At 73.2% G+C, this 22,200-nt stretch carries 16 protein-coding genes; 7 read left to right on the top strand and 9 right to left on the bottom strand.

Features of this window, described 5'->3' with window-relative positions:
• Positions 1-296 precede the first annotated feature (296 nt).
• Positions 297-584: a WhiB family transcriptional regulator gene (locus KGD83_RS06385; RefSeq protein ID WP_013154770.1), complete on the bottom strand. Its 288-nt coding sequence runs from the start codon at positions 582-584 to the stop codon at positions 297-299.
• Positions 585-822: 238 nt separating this feature from the next.
• Positions 823-2,163: a hypothetical protein gene (locus KGD83_RS06380; RefSeq protein WP_212642961.1), complete on the bottom strand. Its 1,341-nt coding sequence runs from the start codon at positions 2,161-2,163 to the stop codon at positions 823-825.
• Between the two features lie 240 nt (positions 2,164-2,403).
• Between KGD83_RS06380 and cofD the strand changes: the two genes are divergently transcribed.
• From cofD to KGD83_RS06360, 4 genes are all read left to right on the top strand, one after another.
• Positions 2,404-3,393: a 2-phospho-L-lactate transferase gene (gene cofD, locus KGD83_RS06375; RefSeq protein WP_212642960.1), complete on the top strand. Its 990-nt coding sequence runs from the start codon at positions 2,404-2,406 to the stop codon at positions 3,391-3,393.
• The gene (locus KGD83_RS06370) at positions 3,390-4,685 is read left to right on the top strand and encodes a coenzyme F420-0:L-glutamate ligase (RefSeq protein ID WP_212642959.1); all 1,296 of its coding nucleotides are present in this window, start codon (positions 3,390-3,392) and stop codon (positions 4,683-4,685) included. Before cofD ends, KGD83_RS06370 begins: the two co-directional genes overlap by 4 nt.
• Positions 4,686-4,798: 113 nt before the next feature.
• Positions 4,799-6,382, top strand: a complete 1,584-nt coding sequence (locus KGD83_RS06365) for a Na+/H+ antiporter (RefSeq protein WP_212642958.1) — start codon at positions 4,799-4,801, stop codon at positions 6,380-6,382.
• Positions 6,383-6,765: 383 nt separating this feature from the next.
• A complete protein-coding gene (locus tag KGD83_RS06360; RefSeq protein ID WP_212642957.1) occupies positions 6,766-8,028 on the top strand; it encodes a glycosyl hydrolase family 18 protein in 1,263 nt (420 codons plus the stop codon).
• 328 nt (positions 8,029-8,356) lie between these two features.
• On the opposite strand, the gene KGD83_RS06355 is transcribed toward KGD83_RS06360, so the two are convergent.
• Positions 8,357-10,984, bottom strand: coding sequence for a bifunctional FO biosynthesis protein CofGH (locus KGD83_RS06355; RefSeq protein ID WP_212642956.1), 2,628 nt, complete (start codon positions 10,982-10,984; stop codon positions 8,357-8,359).
• Positions 10,985-11,221: 237 nt separating this feature from the next.
• Here KGD83_RS06355 and KGD83_RS06350 point away from each other — a divergent pair, with 237 nt between their 5' ends.
• Positions 11,222-12,178 (top strand): lysylphosphatidylglycerol synthase transmembrane domain-containing protein, encoded by a 957-nt coding sequence (locus tag KGD83_RS06350; RefSeq protein ID WP_212642955.1) that lies wholly within the window; start codon positions 11,222-11,224, stop codon positions 12,176-12,178.
• A gap of 236 nt (positions 12,179-12,414) precedes the next feature.
• Here KGD83_RS06350 and KGD83_RS06345 read toward each other — a convergent pair whose 3' ends face one another.
• The 3 genes from KGD83_RS06345 to KGD83_RS06335 are packed head-to-tail and all read right to left on the bottom strand — an operon-like array spanning position 12,415 to position 16,569.
• Complete coding sequence (locus KGD83_RS06345) at positions 12,415-13,533, bottom strand: glycosyltransferase family 4 protein (protein ID WP_212642954.1); 1,119 nt, start codon at positions 13,531-13,533, stop codon at positions 12,415-12,417.
• Complete coding sequence (locus KGD83_RS06340) at positions 13,530-14,465, bottom strand: glycosyltransferase family 2 protein (protein WP_212642953.1); 936 nt, start codon at positions 14,463-14,465, stop codon at positions 13,530-13,532. Before KGD83_RS06340 ends, KGD83_RS06345 begins: the two co-directional genes overlap by 4 nt.
• A 52-nt stretch (positions 14,466-14,517) precedes the next feature.
• Entirely contained in the window at positions 14,518-16,569 is a 2,052-nt protein-coding gene (locus KGD83_RS06335) for a hypothetical protein (RefSeq protein ID WP_212642952.1), read from the bottom strand.
• Between the two features lie 96 nt (positions 16,570-16,665).
• Here KGD83_RS06335 and KGD83_RS06330 point away from each other — a divergent pair, with 96 nt between their 5' ends.
• A complete protein-coding gene (locus KGD83_RS06330) occupies positions 16,666-17,490 on the top strand; it encodes a TIGR03089 family protein (RefSeq protein WP_212642951.1) in 825 nt (274 codons plus the stop codon).
• Between the two features lie 154 nt (positions 17,491-17,644).
• On the opposite strand, the gene KGD83_RS06325 is transcribed toward KGD83_RS06330, so the two are convergent.
• Together KGD83_RS06325 and KGD83_RS06320 are read right to left on the bottom strand one after the other, a co-directional pair.
• Positions 17,645-18,853, bottom strand: a complete 1,209-nt coding sequence (locus KGD83_RS06325) for an amidohydrolase (RefSeq protein ID WP_212642950.1) — start codon at positions 18,851-18,853, stop codon at positions 17,645-17,647.
• A gap of 65 nt (positions 18,854-18,918) precedes the next feature.
• A complete protein-coding gene (locus KGD83_RS06320) occupies positions 18,919-19,731 on the bottom strand; it encodes a helix-turn-helix domain-containing protein (protein WP_212642949.1) in 813 nt (270 codons plus the stop codon).
• A gap of 278 nt (positions 19,732-20,009) precedes the next feature.
• On the opposite strand from KGD83_RS06320, the gene KGD83_RS06315 reads away from it, so the two are divergent.
• A complete protein-coding gene (locus tag KGD83_RS06315; protein ID WP_249352178.1) occupies positions 20,010-20,696 on the top strand; it encodes a peptidylprolyl isomerase in 687 nt (228 codons plus the stop codon).
• Positions 20,697-20,890: 194 nt separating this feature from the next.
• Here KGD83_RS06315 and KGD83_RS06310 read toward each other — a convergent pair whose 3' ends face one another.
• A complete protein-coding gene (locus tag KGD83_RS06310; protein ID WP_212642948.1) occupies positions 20,891-22,066 on the bottom strand; it encodes a cysteine desulfurase family protein in 1,176 nt (391 codons plus the stop codon).
• Positions 22,067-22,200: the final 134 nt, after the last annotated feature.

Genomic DNA, 22,200 nt, shown 5'->3' with positions numbered 1-22,200 from the left:
CCGCGGCCCTCGTGACCTCGTCGGGGCCGGACACGGCCCGCGCGGGACATCACCCTACGCCACTCGGCACCATTACGGGCCTATTCGTCACACCCCGCCGCGGTCGGCCATATCGGAACATTCCCACCACGACGGAGAGCACTTATTCGAACAAACATACGAACAGAGTCCGATATATCCGTGCATTGCCGCCTCCGCCCACGACGCGGACGCAATCGCCGCGCGCCCGGGAAGGGACCGAACATGAAAAACGCGCGCCCGGACTCACGGCCCGGACGCGCGTCTCACACGCGGCCCTAGAGCATCTCCGCCAGGAAATCGAAATCTCCCCCGGCGGCTTTCTTCAGCCTGCGGCGCTCGCGTTCGGAGAGTCCCCCCCAGATGCCGAAGCGCTCATCGTGCTCCAACGCGTATTCCAGGCACTCCGCACGTACCTCGCACGACTGGCAGACCTTCTTGGCTTCCCGGGTCGAGCCGCCCTTCTCGGGGAAGAACGCCTCCGGGTCGGTCTGCGCGCACAGGGCACGCTCCTGCCAGCCCAGATCCTCATCCGAGCCGTGCGCCAGCGGGATGACCTCGCTCATGCGCACCTCCTGTTGCCCCCCATAGATGTCCCCGGCCCTTTTCGTCCCCCGGGCCGGGTGGAATCCCACCTTGAAATTACACGTGGGTCGCCTGCTGAGAGTCAAGCGCCCTGCGTGGTAATCCACTGAATATCATGTAACGAACCGCCAACGGCAGCCGGGTGATGTCCGTTCTGCGGATTACCACGCAATTCACGACCTTCCGAGGCGGTGGGGAGGACGGGCCGAGGGAGCCGGGTCAGCGCTTGTCCTCGCCGCCGTACCACCCCTGCTGGTCACCGGTTCCGCCCTGTCCCTGCTGGTCAGAGCCGTATCCGGTGCCCGCTCCGTACTGACCCCCGTACGATCCCCCGCCCTGGCCGGGCGTCTGGTTACCGTTGTTCTCACCGGAGTTAAAGAAAGGATCAAGTTTGCCGTCGGCCGGGGTGTCCTGGGCCTGCTGCCCCTGGTCAGCGCCCTGGTACCAGCCGTACTGGATCGCGTCCTGGGCGGCCTGCTCACCGGAGGCGGGCTGCTGCTCGGTGCCCTGCGGGGCGTACTGGGAGGGGTCGTAGGCGTACTCGCCGGGCTGGCCGTAGGCGGCCTGCTGCCCGGAGGCGTCGGTGCCGTACTGCTGACCGTAGGCCTGCTGCGCGCCCGTGCCGTACTGCTGCTGCACGGGGTCGGTCCCGTACTGCTGGCCGTAGGCCTGCTGGGCCGGGTCCGCTCCGTACTGCTGGCCGTACTGCTGCGAGGCGTCGTAGCCCTGCTGGACGGGCTGCTGCCCGGAGGCGTCGGTGCCGTACTGCTGACCGTAGGCCTGCTGCGCACCGGTCCCGTACTGCTGCTGCACCGCCGGGTCCGCGGCGTACTGCTGGGCCGGGTCGGCCCCGTACTGCTGACCGTAGGCCTGCTGCGCACCGGTCCCGTACTGCTGCTGCACCGCCGGGTCCGCGGCGTACTGCTGGGCCGGGTCGGCCCCGTACTGCTGACCGTAGGCCTGCTGCGCGGGGTCCGCGCCGTACGGCTGGACGGCGCCCTGGGTCGGGTCGGCGGGCTGGCCCGGGTAGGCCGGCTGGGCGAAGGACTGCTGCGCGCCGGTGGCGGGCGGGAACTGCTGCGGGTAGGCGTTCTGCGGCCGCACCACCCTGGGGACCAGGGTCGGGTCGTTGAAGGCCTTGAGCGCCGCGAAGCCGAAGATGCCGAGCACCGCGCCCTGGGCGACGGTCCCCAGCATCCGGGCGAAGCCGTGGCCGATGTTGATCGCGTCGATGAAGCCGCAGATCACCGTGATCAGGCAGAAGAGCAGGCCCACACCGGTGACGATCATCGCGGTCAGCACGACCGGGGAGGCACCCGCCCTGGTCCTGTCACCGGTCAGCACGAGGGCCACCGCGACGGCGACCAGGACCGTGATGGTCACACCGAAGAAGTTGGCGGAGCCCGCGTCGTACATGGCCGTGGCGAAGGACGTCTCCGAGCGCCAGCCGCTGGACCGGACGATCACCTGGATGAGCCCGGAGAGCATGAGCACGCCCGCGGCTGCAAGCAGGACCCAGGCCGCCGGAAGGCGCAGGCGTTCTAGCGTTTCGTTCTTCAAGAGAGGTTCCCCATCTACTGCTGCTTCGCCGTCGGGTCGTTGGGAACGGCGTCGGGCTGTCACGTGTGGATCGGCCGCGTCCGGGCATGGATGTGGGGACACCGGGCGGGGCCGAGGAGTGGGATGGCGACCGCAGCCACGGAGTTCACGGACCTCCGATACCGGAACGGTCACGCACGGATCGTGCCCACGGCGGGGCAGACGACCCATACACGCCCCCAGACTGCCAGACTTGGACGCATGCGGATAGTCGTACCGGCTGGCGGTATCGGCGGCGCGCGGTTCCTCCGCGGCCTCAGGGCGGCGCTCGGAACCGTGGCGTCGGCCACCGAAGAGCACACCACAGACAGCAGCGTCACCGTCATCGGCAACACCGGTGACGACATCACCCTGTTCGGGCTGAGAATCTGTCCGGACCTGGACACGGTGATGTACACCCTCGGCGGGGGCATCAACGAGGAGCAGGGCTGGGGCCGGACCGACGAGTCCTTCACCGTCAAGGAGGAGCTCGCCGCGTACGGGATGAAGCCCACCTGGTTCGGCCTGGGCGACCGCGACACCGCCACGCACATCGTGCGGACGCAGATGCTCGCCGCCGGCTTCCCCCTCTCGGCGGTCACCGAGGCGCTGTGCGACCGCTGGCGGCCGGGCGTGCGGCTGCTGCCGATGACCGACGACCAGGTCGAGACGCACGTGGTCGTCGACGACGGCGAGGGGCGCCGGGCCATCCACTTCCAGGAGTGGTGGATCCGGCACCGCGCGGCGCTGCCCGCCGAACAGATCGTGAGCGTCGGCGCCGAGACGGCCAAGCCCGCCCCCGGTGTGCTGGAGGCGATCGCCGAGGCCGACGCCGTGATCCTGCCCCCGTCCAACCCGGTGGTCAGCGTGGGTTCCGTCCTGGGTGTCCCGGGGATCCGCGAGGCCATGGCGGCAAAGACCGTGGTGGGCGTCTCCCCCATCATCGGCGGCGCGCCGGTGCGCGGCATGGCCGACGCCTGCCTGGCCGCGATCGGGGTGGAGACCAGCGCGGGCGCGGTCGCCGCGCACCTGGGCGCCGACCTGCTGGACGGCTGGCTGGTCGACGAGGCCGACGCGGGCACCGAGGTGGAGGGGATCGAGGTGCGCTCGCGTCCCCTGTACATGAGCGGCCCCGCCGCCACCGAGGCGCTCGCGCGTGCGGCCGTGGACCTGGCCTTGGAGCTGGCGCAGAGGCGGGGAGGCGGCGAATGAGCGCCGAACTGAGCGTGCGCGGTCTCGGCGGCATCCCCGAGGTGCGTTCGGGCGACGACCTGTCGGCCCTGGTGGCCGAGGCTGTGGCCGCCTCCGGGGCCGCGCTGGCCGACGGGGACATCCTCGTGGTCACCTCCAAGGTCGTGAGCAAGGCCGAGGGCCGCGCCCGCCGTATGGACCGGGAGGAGGCCGTCGCCTCCGAGACCGTCCGGGTGGTGGCCCGTACTGGCAGGACCGGGATCATGCAGACCCGGCAGGGGCTGGTCATGGCCGCCGCGGGGGTGGACGCCTCCAACGTCGAACCCGGGACCGTGCTGCTGCTGCCCGAGGACTCCGACGCCTCCGCCCGCGCGCTGCGCGCCGGGCTGCGCGAGCGCCTGGGCGTGAACGTCGGCGTGATCGTGTCCGACACCTTCGGGCGGCCGTGGCGGGTCGGGCAGACCGACGTGGCCATCGGCGCCGCCGGGCTGTCGGTCGTGCAGGACCTGCGCGGCACCGCCGACACCCACGGCAACCTCATGGAGGCGACCGTCAACGCGGTGGCCGACGAGATCGCCGGGGCGGGCGAGCTGGTCAAGGGCAAGACGAACCGGGTCCCGGTCGCGGTGGTCAGCGGCCTGGGCGGCCTGGTCACCGAGGAGGACGGCCCGGGGGCGGTGGCACTGGTCCGCTCGCCCGACGCCGACCTGTTCCGGTACGGGTCGCGGGACGTGGTCCCCGCCCGGCGGACGGTGCGCTCGTTCACCGACGCGCCGGTGGACCCGGCGCTGGTGCGGCGGGCCGTGGCCGCGGCGGTGACGGCCCCCGCGCCGCACCACACCACGCCGTGGCGCTTCGTGCTGGTGGAGTCGGCGCACACGCGCAAGCGGCTGCTGGACGCGATGCTCGCTGCGTGGGTGGCGGACCTGCGCGGGGACGGGTTCAGTGAGGAGCAGATCGCCCGGCGCACGCGGCGCGGCGACGTGCTGCGCGGCGCGCCGTACCTGGTGGTGCCCTTCCTGGTGGCCGACGGGGCCCACCCCTACCCGGACGCGCGCCGGGCCGGCGCCGAGCGGTCGATGTTCCTGGTCGCGATGGGCGCCGGGGTGCAGAACCTGCTGGTGGGGCTGGCCGTGGAGGGACTGGGGTCGGCCTGGGTCTCCTCGACCATGTTCTGCGCGGACGTGGTGCGCGAGGTGCTGGAGGTGCCCGAGGAGTGGCAGCCGATGGGCGCGGTGGCCGTGGGGTACGCGGCCGAGGCGCCCGGGGACAGGCCGCCGCGCGACCCGGAGGACTTCGTCGCCGTGCGCTGACCCGCTGACGCGGTGGTCGCCGGGCCCGTCCCCCGGCGACCGGCGCGTCAGGGAGACCGGCGGGCCCGGCGGCGCCATGCTGGTGCGTGCGGGGGTCGGCGGGGAGGTGCGGGGTGTCCGTCGAGGGGTACGTGGTCGCCACGCTGGTGATCGTGGTCGCGGTGATCTGCGGCCGACTGGTCGCGGGGCGTCTGCGGGTGCCGGGGGCGGTCGTGCTGGTGCTGCTGGGCATGGCCCTGGGGCTGGTGCCCTGGCTGCACTCGCTGTCGATCTCCCCCCAGGTCATCCTTCTGGTGTTCCTGCCCCCGCTGATCTACAACGCCGCGTTCTTCTCCTCGCCCAAGGACATGCGCGAGCTGGCGCGCCCCATCGTGGTGATGGCGGTGGGGGTGACGCTGCTGACGGCGTTCGGTCTGGCGGGGATCGTCCATCTGCTGATGCCGTCGGTGGGGTGGCCCGCGGCGATCGCCCTGGGCGCCGCCGTCGCGCCGACCGACGCCGTGGCGGCGTCGGCGATCCTCAAGCGGGTGGGCACCCCGCGCCGGGTTCTGACCCTCCTGGAGGGCGAGTCCCTCATCAACGACGGGGTCGCGCTGACCCTTTTCAGCCTGGCCGTGACAGCCATGGCGCACCCGCTCACGCCCCAGGAGGGCCTGGTCGAGCTGGTGAAGGTCGTGGTCGGCGGCCTGGTCTGCGGCGCCGCGGTGGCCCTGGCGGTGTCGTGGTCGCGGACCCGCATGCGGGATCCGTCCCTCCAGCTGATGGTCGTGCTGGTCACGCCGTTCGCGGCCTACATCCCGGCGGAGCTGGCGGGGTTCTCCGGGGTGCTGGCGGCGGTGGTAGCCGGGTTCTACCTGGGCACGCGCGGCGAGGGCCTGCTGCCGCCCCGGGTGCGGGTGAACGGACAGACGATCTGGGGTGCCCTCGTGGGGCTGCTGGAGTCGATGCTGTTCGTGGTGCTGGGGTTGCAGCTGGACTCGGTGGTCACGGCGGTGCGGGACCAGTTCGCCTTCCTGGACCTGGTGTGGGTGGCGCTGGCGACGACGGCCACGGCGGTCGCCCTGCGGATGGGGCTGATGCTGGTGATGATCCCGCTGCACCGGATCCCGCCGTTCTCGAAGCTGGAGGGCGCCGACCTGCGGGAGCGGCTGGTCATCGGGTGGAGCGGGATGCGGGGGGCGGTGTCGCTGGCGATTGCCCTGTCCCTGCCCGCGACGCTGGGCGGTGAGCCGTTCACCGAGCGGGGCGCGCTGGTGTTCGTGGCGGGGGTCGTGGTGCTCGGGACCCTCGTGGGGCAGGGGATGACGCTGCCGCTGCTGCTGCGCAAGCTGGGCATGGCGCGTGAGGGCGCGCGGCGGATGGAGTTCCTGCGGGCGGACGAGCAGATGAGCTGCGCGGCGCTGAGCAAGGTGGACGAGCTGCTTCGGGAGGGCGAGGTGGACGACCGCACCGCCGACTCGCTGCGCGCGGTGTACACGCGGCGCGTCTCGCAGGTGCGGGGGCTGATGGACGCCGAGGACGGGCGGGCGCGTGAACGGGTGGACAGCGGCAGGGCCGTGCACGCGCAGATCACGCAGGCGCGCAGGGACGCGCTGGTGTCGATGTACCGGGAGGGCGACATCGACCACGCCGTGTTCCAGGAGATGAGCCGGGACCTGGACATCCGGGACACGGGAGCGGGTCCGTACGGCTCGTGAGTCGCGGGGCGGCCGGGCGCGGGCCCGCAGGTCCCGTGAGGCCCGGAACGGCCGGGGCCGGGTCCGCCCTCTCCGTGGGGGCCGGGAGCCCGCCGGGACCGTCCCGCACGCCGCGTGTGAATGTGTGGGAACCGGAGCACGCGGTGCGCGAACGTCCGCTCGGGCGCGCACGGATCGTGACGAACGGTACGCGCGGTGGTCGTCTTTCCTGGTGCTGGAGGGGCTCTTGAGACCTCAGAAAGGCACTGAGGCCACCAGAAAAACTACAAACTTTCCTTACCGTTTTCGTTGACGCAGCCGCGTGACAACTTTAAAGTTTCCTAACAATTAGCGGCTCACAGAGCCCCTTCGTCTCCCCCGCTCGACGACAGGAGCAACCCCCGATGCCCGAACACCGCCTCAGGAAAGCCCCCCGAGCCGCGAAGGCCGCCCTGACCGGCGCCCTCGCCCTCCTGACCGCCGGACTCCTCGCCGGCTTCAGCCAGCTCTCCCCCGCTCCCGCCGAGGTCGAGACCGTGTCCGACAGCGACTCCGCCCGGGTCCAGCAGACCGGCCAGTGGCTCACCGGGTACTGGCACAACTTCGACAACGGCTCCACCGTGATGCCGCTGTCGGAGGTTCCCTCCGAGTACAACCTGGTGGCCGTCGCCTTCGCCGACAACCACCCCACCCTCGACGGCGGGGTCACGTTCAACCTGGCCAGCCAGGAGCTGAACGGCTACACCGACCAGCAGTTCCGCGACGACATCGCGGCCGTCCAGGCCGAGGGCCGCAAGGTCGTCATCTCCGTGGGCGGCGAGCTCGGCCACGTGAGCGTCACCAACGCCGCCCAGGCGAACAACTTCGCCGACACCGTGCACCAGCTGATGCAGGACTACGGCTTCGACGGGGTCGACATCGACCTGGAGCACGGCATCAACGCGCAGTACATGTCCCAGGCCCTGCGCGACCTGAGCGGCCGGGCCGGATCGGACCTGATCATCACGATGGCTCCGCAGACCATCGACTTCCAGGGCCCCGACCGGGAGTACTACAAGCTCGCCTCGAACATCTCCGACATCCTCACCATCGTCAACATGCAGTACTACAACTCCGGCTCGATGCTGGGGTGTGACGACCAGGTGTACCACCAGGGCACCCCGGACTTCGTCGCCGCGCTGGCCTGCATCCAGCTGGAGATGGGGCTGAGCCCGGACCAGGTGGGCCTCGGGCTGCCCGCCGTGCAGTCCGCCGCCGGAGGCGGGTACATGGCGCCCGGCCAGATCGTGCGCGCCCTGGACTGCCTGGAGGCCGGAACCAACTGCGGATCATTCTCCCCCGCCACCCCGTACGGCCCCATCGGCGGTGTGATGACCTGGTCCGTCAACTGGGACGCCACCAACGGCTACGCCTTCGCCGAGACCATCTCGGCGCGCCTGGCCACCGGCCCCGGCGACGGCGGCGGTCCCACCGAGGAGCCGACCGAGGAGCCCACCGAGCAGCCCGGCGACTGCACCGCCGCCGCCTGGACGGCCGACAGCGTCTACACCGGCGGCGACGTGGTCTCCCACGGGGGCTCGGAGTACCGCGCCCAGTGGTGGACCCAGGGGGAGGAGCCGGGCACCACCGGCGAGTGGGGCGTCTGGAGGCTCGTCGGCACCTGCTGATCCGAGGCCGCGTGGGAGGACCCCCGCCCCTTCCGCCACACGCGGCTCCCCGGCGGCCCGTCACACACTCCCCACAGGTGACGGGCCGCCAGCCCCATGGAGGAGGGGCGGAGCGCCGTCCCCGGCGCTCCGCCCCTCCTCCGACGTCTAGGGTCTGTTTCCGAACCGGTCTCAGCTTGTGGGGGTTGGTTCGGGCGCCCACGGGGTTCTGGAGGGGCCGGAGGTGGGACTGCGGGGAACGAGCCGTCTCACCGGAGGCGCCGAAGGTTCCCGTTCTCCGGGCGCCCGAACACGGACCGAAGCGAAGCGGAGGTCCAAAAAACACCGCCTAGACCAGCGGCAGCGAGGGGCGCCGGACGCTGGGGGCCACGCCGTCGCTGGCCTCGGCCGCGCGCTGGCGCTCCCCCGGCACCGGACCGTAGGTCGTGGTGCGCTGGCGGACGGGGCGGCCCGTCGGCTCGACCAGGGCGCGGATGTCGCTGATGGTCTTGAACGACCCCTGCCCCGACCCGGCCATCCGGCTGATGGTCTCCTCCATCAGGGTGCCGCCGACGTCGTTCACCCCGCCCGAGAGCAGCTGGCGGCAGGTGTCCTCGGCGAGCTTGACCCACGAGCACTGGATGTTGTCGATGTGCCCGTGCAGCAGCAGCCGGGCCAGGGCGTGCACGGCGCGGTTCTCCCGGACGGTCGGCCCGGTGCGGGCCAGCCCGGCCAGGTAGATGGGCGCGTTGGTGTGCACGAACGGCAGCAGGACGAACTCGGTGAAACCCCGGCGGCCGTTGCGCTCCACCGACCGCTCCTGGAGGGAGCGCAGCAGCTTGATGTGCGCCACCCAGTGCCTGGGCGAGTCCACGTGCCCGTACATCATCGTGGACGTGGTGGGGATGCCCAGGTCGTGGGCGGACGTGATGACGTCGATCCACTCGGCCGCGGGCAGCTTGCCCTTGGTGAGGATCCAGCGGACCTCGTCGTCGAGGATCTCGGCGGCGGTGCCCGGTACGGAGCCGAGCCCGGCCTCGCGGGCGCGCAGCAGCCACTCGCGGACCGGCAGGTTCGTGCGCGCCGCCCCGTTGACCACCTCCATCGGGCTGAACGCGTGGACGTGCATGTCCGGGACGCGCTCGCGCACGGCGGCGGCGATGTCGAAGTAGGCGGTGCCCGGCAGGTCCGGGTGGATGCCGCCCTGCATGCACACCTCGGTCGCTCCGGCCCTCCAGGCCTCCTCGGCGCGGTCGGCGACCTGCTCCAGGGAGAGCGTGTAGGCGTCGGCGTCGGTGCGGCGCTGGGCGAACGCGCAGAAGCGGCAGCCGGTGTAGCAGACGTTGGTGAAGTTGATGTTCCTGGTCACGACGTAGGTGACGTCGTCGCCGACCGCGTCGCGGCGCACCCGGTCGGCCAGGTCGGTCAGCGCCTCCAGTTCGGCACCGTCGGCGTGCAGCAGGGCGAGCGCCTCGTCGTCGGACAGCCCCGCCGGGTCGGACTCGGCGCTGCGCAGGGCCGCCGCGACGTCGGGGTCGAACCTGCGCGGCACGGCCCCCTCGCGGTCCACGCCCGAGCGCAGCTCGTCCCAGTCACCGTAGACGGCGTCGAAGTCGCCGCGGCGGTCGGTCGTGCGCCCCTCCGCGTCGATCCCCGTGTGCAGGTCGGTGCGGCCGGAGGAGACCAGCACCGCCTCGGGCTCCTGCCAGGGGCGGCCCACCACGGGCGCGTCCTCGCGGGCCAGGCCGGTCTCGGGATCGGCGAGGGCGGCCACGTGCCCGGCCACGCGCGGGTCCAGCCAGGGTTCCCCGGCCAGGACGTACTCGGGGTAGACGGTAAGCCGCTCGCGCAGGGCGAAGCCGTGGGCGGCGGTGCGCGCGGCCAGGTCGTCGATCTGCGGCCAGGGCCGCTCCGGGTTGACGTGGTCGGGGGTGAGCGGGGAGACGCCGCCCCAGTCGTCGATGCCCGCGCGCAGCATCAGAGCGTACTCGTCCACGCCCCCGTGCTCGGCTCCGATGAGGTTGGGCGGCGCCTGCACGTGCGCCCTGGGCCCCATGACCAGGCGGGTGACGGCGATGGCTGCGGCCATCTCCTCGCGTTCGGCGTCGGGCCGGTGCATCATCGCGGTCGCGGGCTTGGCCCGGAAGTTCTGCACGATGACCTCCTGGACGCCGCCGTAGCGCCGGGAGGCGCCGCGCATCGCGAAGATCGACTCGGCGCGCTCGGCGGTGTTCTCACCGATGCCCAGGAGGATGCCGGTGGTGAAGGGGACGCTGGAGCGCCCGGCGTCCTCCAGCACGCGCAGCCGCACCGCCGGGTCCTTGTCCGGGCTGCCGTAGTGGGCCTGGCCCTTCTCGGTGAACAGCCGGGTGGAGGTGGTCTCCAGCATCATCCCCATGGACGGGGCTACGGGCTTGAGGCGCTGGAGGTCGGCCCAGGTGAGCACGCCCGGGTTCAGGTGCGGAAGCAGGCCTGTCTCCTCCAGCACCATGATGGCCATGGCCCGCACGTAGGACAGCGTGTCGTCGTAGCCGTGGGCGTTGAGCCACTCGGCGGCCTGCTTCCAGCGGTCCTCGGGCCGGTCGCCGAGCGTGAACAGGGCCTCCTTGCAGCCCGTCTCGGCGCCCCGCCGGGCGATGTCCAGGACCTCGTCGGGCGACAGGAACGGGGCGTCGAGGCGGCCCGGCACCGTGGCGAACGTGCAGTAGTGGCAGCGGTCGCGGCACAGGCGGGTCAGGGGGACGAACACCTTGCGGCTGTAGGTGACGACACCGGGGCGGCCCGCGGCCTCCAGCCCCGCGTCGCGCACCCTTCCGGCGTGTTCGAGGAGGACGTCCAGGTCCTCGCCCCTGGCGTGCAGGAGCACCTCTGCCTCGGTGACGTCGAGGGTCTTTCCGTCCCGGGCGCGGGCCAGGGCCCTGCGCATGGCGGACGGGGTCGGGGAGGGGACGGGGGCCGGGTCGTTCGCACCACTCATAGGGCGCAACCCTACGCCCCGCTCCTTGTGCGCGTGCGGACGCACCACCGGTGGCACCGCGCGTGTGCGGTGCGTCACCGCCGCCTTCCGCCGCTGGTCGGGGTGTGGTCGGGGCCTCGGTGGCGTGGTGGGGCCTGTGGATCGGTCGTGCACGCTGTGGCCCGCTGATCCGGGCGTCCACGGGACCCGGCGCGTGCGCGGGCGGCGTAGGGTCGGCACGTACGGGAGGGAGGCCACGTGCTGAGTCGGCTGCGCAGTAGCCCGTGGGTGCGGTTGGCGCTGTTGCTGGTGGTGTGCGTGTGCGTGGGGTTGGCCCTGCACGCGAACTGGGAACAGGCCCGGGACGCCGCGGCGGCGCTGCCCCTGTGGGTGCTGCCCGCGGCGGTGCTGACGGGCATGGCGGGGCTCACCGCGCAGATGCTCGCCTGGCGCGCGCTGCTGGCCGGGACGGGCTCCCCCCTGCCCCGTCGCACGGCGGCCCGCGTCATGTTCGTGGGGCAGCTCGGCAAGTACCTGCCGGGTTCGGTGTGGGCCTTCGTCGCCCAGGTCGAGCTGGCCCGGGACTGGAACGTGCCGCGCACGCGCGGTGCGGCGGCGACCCTGCTCGCGGTGGGTGTGACGGTCGCGACCGGGCTGGCGGTCGCGGCGGTGGCCCTGCCGCTGTCGTCGGCGGAGGCGGCCCGCCGCTGGTGGTGGGCGCTGGCGCTGGCGCCCGTGCTGCTCGCCGCGCTGCACCCGCGCGTGGTCGGCTGGGGGATCAGGCTGGCGGCCCGCCCCTTCTCCCGGTTCCGCGAGGTCGCCGGGGCCGGGCCTCTGGACGTGCGCGGACGGTCCATGGCCGCGGCCGTGGGGTGGACCCTGGTGGCCTGGGTGCCCCTGGGCCTGCACGTGTGGCTGCTGACCTGGGCGGTGGGCGGCGAGGCGCTGCGGTCGCTCGGCCCGGCGGTGGGCGCCTACGCGCTGGCGTGGACGCTGGGGCTGCTGGTGGTGTTCGCCCCGGCGGGCCTGGGAGTGCGCGAGGCGGTGCTGGTGGTGGCGCTGTCACCGGTGGTGGACGCCGGGGCCGCGCTGGTGGTGGCGGTGCTGTCGCGGCTGGTGATGACCGTGGCGGACGTGGCCTGGGCGGGGTTGTCGGTGCTGCTGTCCCGGCGGGCCGTGCCGGGGCCGGAGGCCGTGCCCGGACCGCGTCCCTGACGGGCGTCGTCTCGTTCCCCGGCCGCTCCCGCGGAGGTGGTGGGCCCGGGGCGGGGGTGGCGGCCCTGGGGGCACCACCGCGCTCGCCCGCGACCCGGCCGCCGCTCTGGCGCACCTGTCCGAGGACGACCGCGGCGCCCTGCTCCTGAGCGACCGGGGGAGCTGGCCTACGGGGAGACCGCTCTGGTGGCGTCCCCGTGGGCGCCGCGCACTCCCGTCTCCGGCGCCGGAGACCCTCAGGCCCCGAGCAACCGCTCGGTGTAGGCCCGCCAGTACGGGTCGGCCTCCACCGGGCGGACCCCGGAGCGCAGCCGCTCGGGCTCCCCCGGGGCGTAGAACTCCCCCAGCGCGCGGGCCAGGTCGGCGGCGTCGCCCGGCGCGCACAGCAGGCCGTCGACCCCCTCGCGCACGTGGTCGGGGAGGGTTCCGGCGCGGGTGGCCACCACCGGGACCCCGTGCTCGTGCGCCAGCCACACGTTCTGGGTGGCGGTGGCGGTGCGGTAGGGCAGCACCACCGCGTCGGCCGAGGCGAACAGTTCCGGCAGCTCACCGGCGGGGACGTACCCGTCCCGCAGCCGCACCCGGTCGGCGACCCCCAGCCCGGCGGCCAGTTCCTCCAGCTCCGCCGTGCCGCCCCAGAACTCCCCGGCCACGGTGAGCGTCACGTCCTCGGGCGCACCGTCGGCCAGGGCCCGCAGCAGCAGGTCCACCCCCTTGTAGGGGCGCACGATGCCCAGGAACAGCAGATGCCGCCGCTCCCCCGGCGCCGGGGGAGCGGCGCCGCCGGTCTCGGGCAGGTGCGGTGGCATCTGGGCTACCACGGGCCTCCGCGCACCGGGCCCCCTGAGCCCCTCGGCCAGGCGCGCCTGCTCGGGCGAGTGGGCGACCACGCCGTCCACCCGCCGCAGCAGGGCCCGCACGAGGGACACGTCAACGGCGCGGCGCTCGTGGGGCAGCACGTTGTGGCACAGCGCCACCACCCGCGCGCCCCCGGAACGCCGTACGGAGCGCACCCCGGCGAGGACGCCGAGGTAGGCGGGCACCTGCACCGGTGAGAACAGGGTGAGCACCACCAGGTCGGCCTCGCTGGCCAGGCGCCGTCCGGTCCGCCACCACCCGTCCGGCCGGTACCAGGCCAGCTCGTGGCGGGTGCCGGGGTGGGGTTCGCCCTCGGGGTCCTCGATGGTCTGCCGACCGGGGTAGAGGGCTGCCGGGTACTGCGCCCGCCAGGACTCCACGGCCGTGGGGTGGCCCAGCGCGCTCAGCCGGTGCGCCAGCTCGGTGGTGTGCCGGGCGCCGCCGCCCTTGTAGGGGTGGGCGGGCCCGACCAGGGCCACCCGCGCCGCCGGGCTCACGCGCTGTCCCTGGAGCGCACGATGAGGTCGGCCAGCAGGGCGATCGCCGCGATGATCAGCCCCGTCATGAGGATCATGACGGTGTTGTTGGGGATGTAGAGCGGGTTGCGCACCTGGTCGAAGACGAACTTGGCGGCGCCCACCCCCAGCAGCACCAGCGCGGGCGGCATGAGCACCTTGAGCGGGTTGAAGTACATCACCATGCGCAGCACCTGGAGGATGTAGCGGTAGGCGTCGCCCACGAAGTGGAACTTGGACGTGCCCGCGCGCTTGGCGTACCCGATCGGCACGTACCTGACCGGGTGCTGGTTGGACAGGAAGGCCAGCGTGATGGTGGTGACGCAGGAGAACCCGGGCGGCAGCAGCCGCAGGTAGGGGCGGGCGACCTCGCGGCGGAACACGCGCAGCCCCGAGTTGAGGTCGGGGATGCGGGTGTTGGTGAGGCGTTCGGCGATCTTGCGGATGACCCACTTGGCGGGCACCCTCAGGGCCTTGTGGCTGCCCATCTCCTGGGTGCGCGCGCCCACGACCTGGTCGGTCCCGGGGTCCTCCTCAAGCATGCGGACCAGCTCGGGGATGCGCTCGTTGGGATAGCTCATGTCGGCGTCGGTCCACACGACGAACTCGCCGCGGGCCCGCTGGCTGCCGATCCGGCGGACGGTGCCCGCCCCGCCGTTGTGCCCGAACGCGATGACGCGCATGTGCGGGTACACGGGCTCCGCGTCGCGCAGCCGGGCCAGGGTGGCGTCGGTGGAGGCGTCGTCCACGGCCAGCAGCTCGTAGGAGTACCCGGAGGCGTCCATGGCGCCGCAGATCCGTTTGACCTCGTCGACGACGTGGTCCTCCTCGTTGTAGCAGGGGAGCACGATGGTGACGCGGACCGGCCGGTCCTCGCCGTGCTGCCTGGTTGCGTCGTCGCTTCTGTGGCTCATGGGTTCTTCTTCGGCGGGATGGGGTGGGTTCGGGAGGGGCCGGGCCGGGCGCTCATCCCCCGTCGGGGAACACGGACACCCACACGTTTCCCCTGAAGGCCCAGGAACCGGTCGGCGGTTCCATGAGGGTACTCGGGTCCATCCGGGCGTTCACGTGGAAGGGTCTCTCGGGCTCGGCCTCGCCGCCCGTGAGGTCCTCCAGGACCTGCCAGTCGGAGGCGGCGAGCACGGCGTCGCGGTCGCGCTCGTGGATCTCGGAGACCACGCGGTCCACGTCCCCGGGGGTCGGCTCTTCCATGGACGCGGTGGGCACCCCGCAGACGTTGCGCAGCAGCGGCATGTAGTTCCCGGCCGTGTCGGAGTCGACCACGACCACCGAGGCGTCCTCCGACAGCGCCCCGCAGAGCCGGTGCGTGGCGGCGACGCTGCCGACGTCCTGTCTGTACCCCGTGGTCCCGGCGGCGGCCGTGAACGCGGTGGGGACGAGCAGCGCCGCCGAGGCGCTGGCGGCGACCACGACGGGGAGGGCGCGGGCCGCCGGAGTGCTCCGGCCGGAGTGGGCGGCGACGGCGCAGTAGCGGGTGAGCCAGGCCAGGAACCAGACGGCGAACAGGATGAACGCCGGGATGACCAGGGCGATCAGCCGTCTGCTGGCCCAGGGGTGGTCGGGGGTGATGGCGGGGCGCAGCAGGGTGGTGCCGACCGTCCACACCAACAGCATGGCGGGCAGCAGCCACTGGAGGTCGCGGCGCTGGAGGAGCCGGCGCAGCACGTGGGCGACGCCTAGCGAGGCGAACAGGACCGTGGCCAGTCCCACGTACCAGCCCACCCAGTACAGGCTCATGTCGTAGTAGGTGCGGCTGCCCTCCACGGGCAGGCCCTCGCGCTGCTGGACGTAGGCGACCCAGCCGTCGGTGAAGTCGCTGCCGTGCCCGTAGTCCGGCCACAGCAGGGGGCGGACGGCGAACAGCGCCATGGCCGACAGGGCGAGCGCGGCCACCGCGTCGGGCAGCCGGGGCACGCGTTCCACGCGCGGGACGCCGTGGCGCCACAGGGCGGCGGTGGCCGCGACGGTTACGGCGATGACGACCGCGCTGATGAGGAGCAGGGGGTTGAGGGAGTCGGAGAGGTACTCCAGGTAGGGCAGGGACAGCCCGTACCCGGCGTACAGGCCCAGCCCCACGCCCACGGCCAGCCCGCCCAGCAGCGGCAGGGCCTGCCCCCGGCGGGCGAGCAGCAGCAGACCGACGAACCCGACCACGGGCAGCAGGTCGCGGATCGCGTCGATACGCACCACCAGCCCCAGACCGAACGCCAGTCCCGCCACGGCGGCCAGTGTGTGCGCGGACGACCACCGGTCGGTGATCCGGGTCCGCCGCGCGAGCGCGTCGTAGGCCAGGACCAGGCCGCCCAGCAGCAGGATCTGGGTGACCGGCTCGCTGTAGGTGAAGCGGCTGACCCACTGCTGGGGCAGGCACACGGCCAGGACCAGGGCGGCCAGGGGCGCCCACCGGATCCCGACCAGGCGCGCGGTGAGCCCGGCGAAGGTGAGCACGCCCAGCGCGCCCAGGACCGGCGTCGTGACGAGCATCCCGTCGAGCCCGCCCAGCCAGTAGCCGATGGAGGTCACCAGGGGCGCACCGGCCATGAACTGCGGCCAGATGACGTCGCCGCGCTGGTAGTGGGCCAGGCTCTGGTAGCTGAGCGAGGGGTCGTCGCCCGCGATGAGCTCGCGCTGCTGCGGGATGGGCAGGAACCCGTTCTCGGCGATCCACGCCGTGTACATGGCGTAGGAGGCCGGGTCACGGCGGATGACCAGGGCCTCGGCGTGGTAGGCGATCTGCACGGCGGCGAAGGCGACCGTGATCAGCGCGACGAGGACGACCGGCCACCAGGGCGCGTCCTCCTGGTCGGGCGGGTCGGGGATGAGCCGGGGCACCAGGAGGCAGGCCGCGAGCACGGCGGGCGTTCCGAGGACGGCTGCCGTCAGCGGGGTGAGGGAGCCCAGGGCCAGGAGGGGGAAGGCCACCAGGAGCCAGGCCGAGACGGCGATCGCGGGGAGCGCGGTGGCACGGGCGAGGAACCGTCCGGGGAGCGAGCGCATGGGGCAACTCTGACAGCTCCCCGGCACCAACGCACACCCGCGGCGGCCCGCGCGGGGGTCCGCGCGCAGCCCCCGTGACGCCCTAGAGTGGCGGTCATGTCCGAAACTCCCGCGCAGCTGTGGCGCGCCCTGGTCTCCGACGACCCGTCCCGACCGTTCGTGACCTCCTACGACGCCTCGGGCGGCCGGGTGGAGCTGTCGCGCGCCACCTTCGACAACTGGGTGTCCAAGACCGCGAACATGCTGGTGGACGGCCTGGGGGCCCAGCCGGACGACCGGGTGGTGCTCGCCCTGCCGGTGCACTGGCAGTCGCTGGTGTGGCTGGTCTCGTGCTGGTCGGTGGGGGCCGTGGCGGAGTTCGCGCGGCTCGGCGCGGACCTGCCCGAGGGCGCCCAGGTCGCCGTGGCCGACGCCGACCGCCTGGAGGCCGCCCTGGACAGCGGCGCCGAGGAGGTGGTCGGCACGTCCCTGCACCCGCTGGGGCTGCCGCTGGCCGAGGTGCCGCCCATGGTGCTCGACTACTCGGTGGAGGTGCGCGGGCACGGCGACCACTTCTCGCCCTACCCCGTGGACCCGGGGGCGCCCGCGCTGCGCGGTTCCGGCGTCCGGACCGGCGCGGAGCTGACCGCCGCGGGCCGCGACCGGGCGCGCCGGTGGGAGCTGGACGCCGGGGACCGGGTCGCGCTGTTCGCCGAACCCGACGCCCCGCTGACCCTGCTCGGGGAGAACGCGGAGCTGCTGCTGGCCCCGGTCGCCGCGGGCGCGCCGCTCGTCCTGACGCCGCTGGCCTCAGCGGGCCCGGACGAGGTGCTGCGCAGGACCGGCATGGAGAAGGTCACCGTGGCGGTCCGAGGGGCGGAGGGGGCCGGTGGCGCCGCGCTCCCGGGCGGGGCCCCCTTCCGGACGGTGGAACTCTCCTAGAGGACGTGTCCCGAGGGCTCCCGGCCCCTTCCCTTCTCCGTGGCGCCTCCAAGTCGGCTGCGGGCCGACGCGCCTGGTCAGCCCGCAGCCCGACCGCTGTCCGGCGGCAGCGGAGCGCCCGGGAACCCCGCGGACCGGGGACCCGGCCGACCGTTCAGCCTTCGCGGTAGTAGGCGTCGAGCACGGTGCGCTCGCGTGTGGCCTCGTCGTAGGTGTAGACCTCGCGGCCCTCGACGAACACGCGCAGGGCGCGGCTCATCACGTCCAGCGGGTCGCCCGACCACACGACCACGTCGGCGTCCAGGCCCGGCTTGAGGGAGCCGACCCGGTCGGAGATGCCCATGATCTCGGCGGGGTTGACCGTGAGGGCGCGGATCGCCGAGCGCGGGTCCATGCCCTCCTTGACGCACAGGGTGGCCTGGTGGACCAGGAACTCGATCGGGACGACCGGGTGGTCGGTGGTCAGGGCGACCTTGACGCCCGCCCGGTCGAGGATGCCGGGGTTGGCCAGGGTCTTGTTGTTGACCTCCACCTTGGAGCGGCTGGTCATGAGCGGGCCGGTGATGACGGGGACGCCGCGCTCGGCGATCTCGTCGGCGAGCAGGTGGCCCTCGGTGCAGTGGTTGATGATCAGCCGGTAGCCGAACTCGTCGGACAGGCGCATCGCGGTGTGGATGTCGTCGGCGCGGTGCGTGTGCTGGCACCACGGGAGTTCGCCGTCCAGGACACGGACCAGCACCTCCAGGGTGGTGTCCCGCTCGAACGGGGTGCCCTCCGAGGCCGCGTGCTCTCGCCTGGCCCGGTAGTCCTGGGCCCTGGTGAAGGCGTCGCGGATGACGGCGGCCACGCCCTGGCGGGTGGAGGGCAGCTTGTCCTTGTTGCCGTAGACCCGCTTGGGGTTCTCGCCCAGGGCGCTCTTGACGCTGGCCGGGTGCCGGATCAGGCGGTCCTCCATACTGCGGCCCCAGCACTTGATCGCCACGGTCTGGCCGCCGATGGGGTTGCCCGAACCGGGCTTGACGACCGAGCTGGTGACGCCTCCGGACAGGGCGTCGGCGAAGCCGCGGTCGGCGGGGTTGATGGCGTCCAGCGCGCGCATGCGGGCGCCGTTGGGGTCGGTCATCTCGTTGGTGTCGTCACCGGCCCAGCCGATGCCCTCCTCGTCGATGCCGATGTGGCCGTGGGCCTCCACGAAGCCGGGGAGCACCCACTTGCCGGAGGCGTCGACGACGGCGGCCCCCTCGGGGACCGTGACGTCGGCGCCGACGGCGGCGATCCGGCCGTCGGAGATGAGGACGGTGCCCCCGTCGATGGGGTCTCCGTCGACGGGGACGACGTATCCGGATGTGATCGCGATATCCATGGCGGGCAACCTAGCCCATCACGGGGCGTATCCCCAAGCCCCGCGGGGCTCGGGCGGGCGGCCCGCTACGCCGCCGGCCAGCGGGCGGTGAGCAGCGCCGACCCCGGCGTGAGTTCCTCGGTCGCGGCCTCGATGGCGTCGCGCACCGTGGTGCAGCGGCCCACCTGCTCGGGTTCGGCGGTCAGGTCGCCGCCCTGGGCCGCGAACGCGTAGACCATGCTGGGGCGGTCGGCGAACTCCATCAGCCGGAAGGCGCCGCCCAGGCCGGGGTGGTTCGGGGTCTGCTCGGGGATGACGCCCATGGCGACGATGCCCGCCTCGATCAGGTCGGCGAGGAAGTCGCGCTGGGCGTTGAGGACGGCTGCCCCGCCCTGCGGGCGCTGGAGGGCCGACTCGTTGAGGACCACCCGCAGCACGGGCCCCTCCGTGCCGGTCATCGAGGCCCGGTGGGCCATCTCCTCCTCCACCATCTCCTCGACCTCGTCCGGGGACAGGTCCGGGTGGCGCGGGCGCAGCACGGCGCGCGAGTACTCGCGGGTGCGCAGGAACGCCGGGACCGCCATGGGCTGGTACTCCCACAAGTGGGCGGCGTGGACGCCCAGCTCGCGCTGGTCGCCGAACTCGTTGGGGAAGGCCTCGGCCTGGAGGGTGATCGCCCAGGCGTCCACGAGCTGGTGTTCGGCGCCCAGGGCCGTGTCCACCCGCTCGACCAGCGAGCGGGCCGGCCTGCAGTGCGCGCTCTCCACCTCGCGGAGCTTGTCGTCGCTCACCCCGACCGTCGCGGCGAGTTCGGCGCGTGAGAGCCCCCTGTCGGAGCGCGCGCGCAGTACCCTCGCGGCGAAGGGGAGCCACATCGCGGACGGCAGTGCGGTGTTCAATCCACTTCCCTCCCTCCAGCGCCGGGCGGAGCCTCGCCCCCGGCACACCGCCGGCGCCCCGCCCCGTCCTCTTCCGACCTTCTCCCGTGCCGGGGTCGCCGGTCAAGCGACCGGACGGGTACGGCGATCCGTGACAAGTCATCGGGCGGCCGGAGCGGCCGCGGGGGCGGACCGTGGTCGCGCCATGACGGAAAGCCAACCCGCCGACGGGGGCACTTCCCCCGGCCGAGTAGCCTGTGTGCCGCCCAGCCGCGATCCTCATTCCCGGAAGTGAACCGATGAAGCTTCTGCCCCTCCCGGCGACAGCCCTCCTGGCCTGCACCGCCCTTCTCGCCGTCTCCGCCTGCGCCGACGGCGCCGCAGCCCCGGCCGACCAGGGCGGATCGGAGGGCGGCGGCACACCGGAGGAGACCGCCTCCGAGCAGACCGGCAGCCCCGCCGAGGTGGACGTCACCGGAGTCGAGGGCGCCACGCTGCACACCAGCGAGGGCGACATCGAACTGGAACTCTTCCCCGAGGAGGCGCCGGTCACGGTGGCCAACTTCGTGGGCCTGGCCGAGGGCGAGGGCGCGCCCAACCCGGCGACGGGCGAGGCCGCGTTCTACGACGGCACCGTGTTCCACCGGGTGATCGACGACTTCATGATCCAGGGCGGTGACCCGCAGGGCACCGGCCAGGGCGGCCCGGGCTACACCTTCGAGGACGAGTTCGACTCCGGCCGCGAGTTCTCCGAGCCGGGCGTGCTGGCCATGGCCAACCGAGGCCCGGACACCAACGGCTCGCAGTTCTTCATCACCGTCGCGCCCACCCCGCACCTGAACGGCATGCACACGATCTTCGGGCACGTCGCGGACGAGGCGTCCATGGAGGTGGTGAACGGCATCGCCAACGCCGAGACCGACATGAACGACCGTCCCGCCCAGGACGTGACCATCGAGTCCGTCACCGTGCACCGCGCGGAGTAGACGGCACGTTGTCCGGGGCCGCCGCGTCCTCCTGGGCCGTGTTCCTCGGATCACTTCGGGCTCGCGACCACCGGGCTGCCTCTCGCTGCGCCGGTTTCGCTTGAAAGGCCGACCAGGCCGACCCGCGCGAACCGTCTTGCGAGAGATTGCCCGGACGGCCGCTCGCTGATCCGAAAGCCTCCGCGGAACACTCCCTAGCGGCGTCTGGCGCGGGCGGCCCTGGCCCGTTCCACGGCCGGTCCGATGGCCCGCCCCAGCGCCGCCACGTCCTCCCGGGTGGAGGTGCGGCCCAGCGACAGGCGCAGGCTGCTGAGCGCGGTCCCGGCGTCGGCGCCCATCTCCAGCAGCACGTGGCTGGGCTGGGCCACGCCCGCCGAGCAGGCCGAGCCGGTCGAGCAGGAGATGCCCTTGGCGTCCAGGAGCATGAGCAGCGCGTCCCCCTCGCAGCCGGGGAAGGAGATGTGCGAGATCCCCGGCAGCCTGCGCGCGGGGTCGCCGTTGACGACCGCGTCGGGGACCGCCTCGCGGACCCGCTCCTCCAGCTCGTCGCGCAGGTCCGACAGGTGCTTGGCGTGCTCCTCGCGTTCGGCGACCGCAAGATGGACGGCCGTGGCCAGTCCGCGCAGCAGCGGCGGGGACAGGGTGCCCGAGCGGATGTCGCGCTCCTGGCCGCCGCCGTGCAGGACCGGCACCGGGGCAAGGCCGCGCGCGACCAGCAGCGCGCCCGCGCCCACCGGGCCGCCGAGCTTGTGGCCGCTGACCGTCAGCGCGCTCACCCCGCTCCCGGCGAAGTCGACCGGTTCCACGCCCACGGCCTGGACGGCGTCGGTGTGGAAGGGGATGCCGTACTCGGCGGCGACGGCGGCCAGCTCCCGGACCGGCTGCACCGTGCCCACCTCGTTGTTGGCCCACATGACCGACACGAGCGCGACCGCACCGGGGCCGGAGCCGCCCTCGATCGTCTCCCGCAGGACCCCGGGGTCCACCCGGCCCAGCGCGTCCACGGGCACCTTCTCGTGCACGGCCCCCTGGTGCTCGGCCATCCAGTGCGCGGGGTCGAGGGCGGCGTGGTGCTCGACGGCACTGGTGAGAATCCTGGGCCTGCGGGCGTCCGGCGTGTTGCGCGCCCAGTACAGGCCCTTGACGGCGATGTTGTCCGACTCGGTGCCGCCCCCGGTGAAGACCACCTCGTGCGGGGTCGAGCCGAGCGCCCCGGCAAGGCGCTCGCGCGCCTCCTCCACCGTGCGGCGCGCGGCGCGCCCGTGGCCGTGCAGGGACGACGGGTTCCCGAGGGCGCCGAGCTCGGCCGCGACCTCGGCGGCGACCTCGGGGCGCACGTCGGTCGTGGCAGCGTGATCCAGATACACCATGGCCTGACAAGGATACGTCCGTCCCGGGTCGTCCTGCCTCTCCGGGCCCGTGGCCGCACGCGCCGCCGGGCCGACCGCCGGACCGGCCGCCGCCCCCTCCGACGCGTCGTCCACAGGCGGGAAGGCGTTCCCCT

It is taken from the genome of Nocardiopsis akebiae (assembly GCF_018316795.1).
Taxonomy (GTDB): domain Bacteria; phylum Actinomycetota; class Actinomycetes; order Streptosporangiales; family Streptosporangiaceae; genus Nocardiopsis; species Nocardiopsis dassonvillei.
The sequence above is the reverse complement of the archived record's forward strand: the minus strand, read 5'-3'. Positions and strand labels throughout refer to the sequence as shown.